At 66.4% G+C, this 4,663-nt stretch carries 5 protein-coding genes; 3 read left to right on the top strand and 2 right to left on the bottom strand.

The annotated features are described in order from the left end of the window. Positions 1-1,185: cytochrome b (locus VHB27_RS23185; protein ID WP_325605081.1), on the bottom strand; the 1,185-nt coding region annotated here is incomplete at its 3' end. An 8-nt stretch (positions 1,186-1,193) separates the two neighbouring features. After that, positions 1,194-1,709, bottom strand: a complete 516-nt coding sequence (gene petA, locus VHB27_RS23190) for a ubiquinol-cytochrome c reductase iron-sulfur subunit (protein ID WP_325605083.1) — start codon at positions 1,707-1,709, stop codon at positions 1,194-1,196. Positions 1,710-2,044: 335 nt separating this feature from the next. Here petA and hemF point away from each other — a divergent pair, with 335 nt between their 5' ends. The 3 genes from hemF to VHB27_RS23205 all read left to right on the top strand — a co-directional run. After that, positions 2,045-2,926, top strand: coding sequence for an oxygen-dependent coproporphyrinogen oxidase (hemF, locus tag VHB27_RS23195; RefSeq protein ID WP_325605085.1), 882 nt, complete (start codon positions 2,045-2,047; stop codon positions 2,924-2,926). Between the two features lie 245 nt (positions 2,927-3,171). Further along, a complete protein-coding gene (locus VHB27_RS23200) occupies positions 3,172-4,314 on the top strand; it encodes an amidohydrolase family protein (RefSeq protein ID WP_325605087.1) in 1,143 nt (380 codons plus the stop codon). A gap of 84 nt (positions 4,315-4,398) precedes the next feature. Further along, a partial coding sequence (locus VHB27_RS23205; protein WP_325605089.1) for an amidohydrolase family protein occupies positions 4,399-4,663 on the top strand: 265 nt, incomplete at its 3' end.

Here is a 4,663-nt window from a genome sequence, read left to right on the forward strand (position 1 = left end):
GAACAGCCCGATGAGCGGGATCAGCACCAGGAAGTGCAGGAAGTAATAGATCGTCGCCAGGCGGCCGATCAGGATATAGGCGCCCAGCGGCGGATGCGCGCCGACATAGCCCAGCACCAGCACGTCGATCACCAGCAGCCAGAATACCTGCTTGTAGATCGGGCGGAACCGGCCCGACCGCACCTTCGACGTGTCCAGCCACGGCATCAGGAACAGGACGCCGATGGCGGAAAACATCAGGATGACGCCGCCCAGCTTATCCGGCACGGAGCGCAGGATCGCGTAGAACGGCAGCAGGTACCATTCCGGCACGATGTGCGGCGGCGTGTGCATCGCGTTGGCTTCGAGGTAGTTGTCCGGGTGCCCGAGCACGTTGGGCGCGTAGAAGACGATGAGCGCGAAGGCGATCAGGAACACGGACAGCGCGAAGGCGTCCTTCGCCGTGTAGAACGGATGGAACGGCACCACGTCCTGCTCGTCCTTCACGCTGATGCCGGCCGGGTTGTTGTTGCCCGGCACGTGCAGCGCCCAGATGTGCAGCACGACGACACCGGCAATGATGAACGGCAGCAGGTAGTGCAGGCTGAAGAACCGGTTCAGCGTCGGCGCGCCGACGGCATAGCCGCCCCACAGCCAGTGGACGATCGGTTCTCCGACCAGCGGAACGGCGCTGAACAGATTGGTGATGACGGTCGCGCCCCAGAAGCTCATCTGCCCCCACGGCAGCACGTAGCCCATGAAGGCGGTCGCCATCATCAGCAGGTAGATCAGCACGCCCAGTATCCACAGGATCTCGCGCGGGGCCTTGTACGAGCCGTAATAGAGGCCGCGGAAGATGTGGATGTAGACCGCTATGAAGAAGAACGACGCGCCGTTGGCGTGGGCGTAGCGCAGCAGCCAGCCATAGTTCACGTCGCGCATGATGTGCTCGACGCTGGCGAACGCGCCGTCGGCGGTCGGCGTGTAGTGCATCGCCAGGACGATGCCGGTGACGATCTGAAATGCCAGGAAGAACGTCAGGATGCCGCCGAAGGTCCACCAGTAGTTCAGGTTCTTCGGGGTCGGATACACGATCGCCGAGCTATGGGCGAGCCGCAGGATCGGCAGCCGTGCGTCGAGCCAGCGGGTGAAGCCGTTGCTCGGCTCGTAAGACGGGCCTTCCGGCAATCCGTGCGCGTGGGCCATGGCTACCTCTAACCGATCAGGACGGTCGTGTCGGACTCGAATTTGTAGGGCGGAACCGCCATGTTCAGCGGCGCCGGCCCGGCAGTCCTACGGCCGGAATTGTCATAGACGGAACCGTGGCAGGGGCAAAGCCAGCCGCTGCCGTCGGATTCGCGGTTCGGCACACAGCCGAGATGCGTGCAGATGCCGATGATCACCAGCCATTGCTGGCGCTTCACGCGTTCGGCATCGGGCTGGGGATCGCGCAGGTTGCGCCAGTCTTCCTTCTCGACGGCGGCGATCTGCTCCGGCGTGCGGTGCAGGATGAAGACCGGCTTGCCGCGCCACTTGACGACGATCTGCTGCCCGGGCGGCACGGCCGAGATGTTGACTTCGGTCGATGACAGCGCCAGCACCGATTTGTCCGGGTTCATCTGGTCGATCAGGGGCCACACGGCGGCGGCGGCCCCGACGGCGCCGAAGGCTGCCGTGGCGATATAGAGAAAGTCCCGTCGGGTTGTCGGCTGGTCCGCAGTGTGCGCCACGATGTATTCCTCTTCCCTGGCAGGGACGAACAGCACGCTCCGACAGTCTGGCGGCTGAGCTGCCCGGTCTCGAATGCGTTGATGGTCCCGCGGGCGCGGGCGCCGGCCCGGATTCGGACGGCCGCTCTTGTGGCATTTGACGCAAGCCTTGTCCAGTGTGGACCGGCATTGCGCTTCACTTTGCCCGCGACGCCTCCGGCCCGGGGGAAAATGCCGCCGGGCCGCGGCGGTCGATCCATGCTTGGCGGAACCGTTCGGCGCTGATATGGGGTCGGCCGTGCCCCGCCGTTCGTGCGGCCGGTCGCCGCAGCGTGCGGGCGCGTCAGGGAGACCGTATGGCCGAGGCGTCGGGGGCGCCCTCCGCGGAAGAACGGCGACGCGAGGCCGAGACGTGGTTCCGGGCCCTGCGCGATTCCATCTGCGCCGCGCTGGAGCGGATCGAGGACGAGGCGGACGGTCCGAATGCGGACCGGGCGCCGGGCCGCTTCGTGCGCACGCCCTGGCGCCGCCCGGAAGAGGATGGCCGCGACGCGGGCGGCGGCGTCATGGCGGTGATGCGCGGGCGCGTGTTCGAAAAGGTCGGGGTCAACGTTTCGACCGTCCACGGCACATTTTCCGAGGCGTTCCGCGCCCAGATCCCCGGCGCCGACCGCGATCCGCGCTTCTGGGCCTCGGGCATCTCGGTCGTGGCGCACCCCTGCTCGCCGCTGGTGCCCGCCGTGCACATGAACACGCGCCATATCGTCACCGCCAAGGCGTGGTTCGGCGGTGGCGCGGACATGACGCCGACCTATCCGGACGCCCAGGACGCGGAGACGTTCCACGGCGCGTTGCGGGAAGCCTGCGACCGCCACGGCGCGGACTATTACGCCCGGTTCAAGGCCTGGTGCGACGAGTATTTCTACCTGCCGCACCGACAGGAGGCGCGCGGTGTCGGCGGCATCTTCTACGACTACCTCGATTCGGGTGACTGGGCCGCGGACTTCGCCTTCACCCAGGATGTCGGCCGGGCACTGCTGGCCGCCTATCCGGGGATCGTGCGCCGGCATATGGACGCGCCCTGGACCGACGAACAGCGCGAATATCAGCTCGTGCGGCGCGGGCGGTATGTGGAATTCAACCTGCTGTTCGACCGCGGCACCCAGTTCGGCATACGCACCGGCGGCAATACGGACGCGATTCTGATGTCGCTGCCGCCGGTCGCCAAGTGGCCATAGGACCGGCCACAGGCGGTCCGGCGGACGCCGCGGCCCCGGGCGCGTTTCGCGGTGCGGCGCCTCGGCGCCGAATCGTGGCGGCCGGCGCGACGGCTCGACAGCCACATCGTTCGCCGCCATAGTATTTGCGCCGGCATTCAGGCGGCCGGGCGCCGTGCGCCACGCCGCCTGAACGGACGCTCGTTTGACGGGGCGCTCCGTGCTATACTGGCGTCAAACCAGAAGCCGGATAAGGGAGGAAAACAATGCTCAAAACCCCGATTTCCGCGGATTCGCACATCACCGAGCCGCCGAACTGCTACGTCGACTACATCGATCCGAAGTGGCGTGAGCGCGCCCCGCGCATCCAGGAGGTCGAAGGCTTCGGCGCGACCTTCGTGATCGAAGGGCTCCAGGACAAGATCCCGATGGCGCTGATCGCCGCCGCCGGCAAGGATCCCAAGGAGTTGCGCATGAGCGGCGCGTCGTTCGACGACCTGTGGCGCTCCGGCTGGGACCCGAAGTTCCGGCTGGCCGACCAGGACAAGGACGGCGTCGGCGCCGAGATCATCTACCCGTCCGTCGGCATGATGCTGTGCAACCACCCCGACTACGACTTCAAGAAGGCGTGCTTCGACGCCTATAACCGCTGGCTCCAGGAATATTGCGGCGAGAACCCGAAGCGCCTGGTTGGCATGGCGCAGACCACCATGCGCAACCCGGCCGAGGGTGTCGAGGAGCTGAAGACCATCAAGGAAATGGGCTTCAAGGGCGTGATGATGACCGGCATTCCGCAAGGGCCGGATTATGACGACCCGGTCTGGGACCCGGTGTGGCGCGCCGCGGTGGAACTGGAGCTGCCGCTGTCGTTCCACATCCTGACCAGCAAGACGGATTCCGTCGGCTCGATCCAGAGCGGCACGCGCGGGCCGAAGATCAACACCTTCATGTCGATCATCCGGGGGAACCAGGACATCATCGGCATGCTGATCTTCTCCGGCGTGTTCGACCGGCACCCCGATCTCAAGGTCGTCTGCGTCGAGGCCGACGCCGGCTGGGTGCCGCACTACATGTATCGGATGGACCACGCCTATAAGCGGCACCGCTACTGGATGAAGGCGCCGCCGCTCGACCGCATGCCCAGCGACTACTTCCGCGACAACATCTATACGACGTTCCAGGACGACTATATCGCGTTCCAGACGGTCGATATGGTCAACGTGAACCGGCTGATGTGGGCCAGCGACTTTCCGCATTCGGATTCGACGTGGCCGTGGTCGCAGGACGTGCTGGCCGAGCAGACCAAGAATCTGACCGAGCACCAGCGCAACCGCATCTGCCACGACAACGTCGCCGAGCTGTATCAGCTCGAACTCGACACGCCCGCGGCCCGCATGGCGGCGGAATAGGGGCGACCGGCGGGCGCCGCGTCGCGGCGGCCCGCCCATACGGCGATGCCCGCGCGACGCAGACCGGACGAGGAAGGACACGACATGGACTACGATCTGAAGATCACCGGCGGCACGATCGTCGACGGCACCGGCAAGCCTGGCTATCGCGGCGATGTCGGTATCAAGGGCGGCAAGGTCGTCGCGCTGGGCGATGCGCCGGGCGCCGCAGCGCGGACCATCGACGCCACGGGCAAGGCGGTCTCGCCCGGCTTCGTCGACATCCACACCCACTACGACGCCCAGGTGGTCTGGGACCGCATGATGTCGATCTCGCCCTGGCACGGGGTGACGACCGTGGTGATGGGCA

The sequence above is a fragment of the Rhodopila sp. genome (assembly GCF_035548235.1).
GTDB lineage: Bacteria > Pseudomonadota > Alphaproteobacteria > Acetobacterales > Acetobacteraceae > Rhodopila.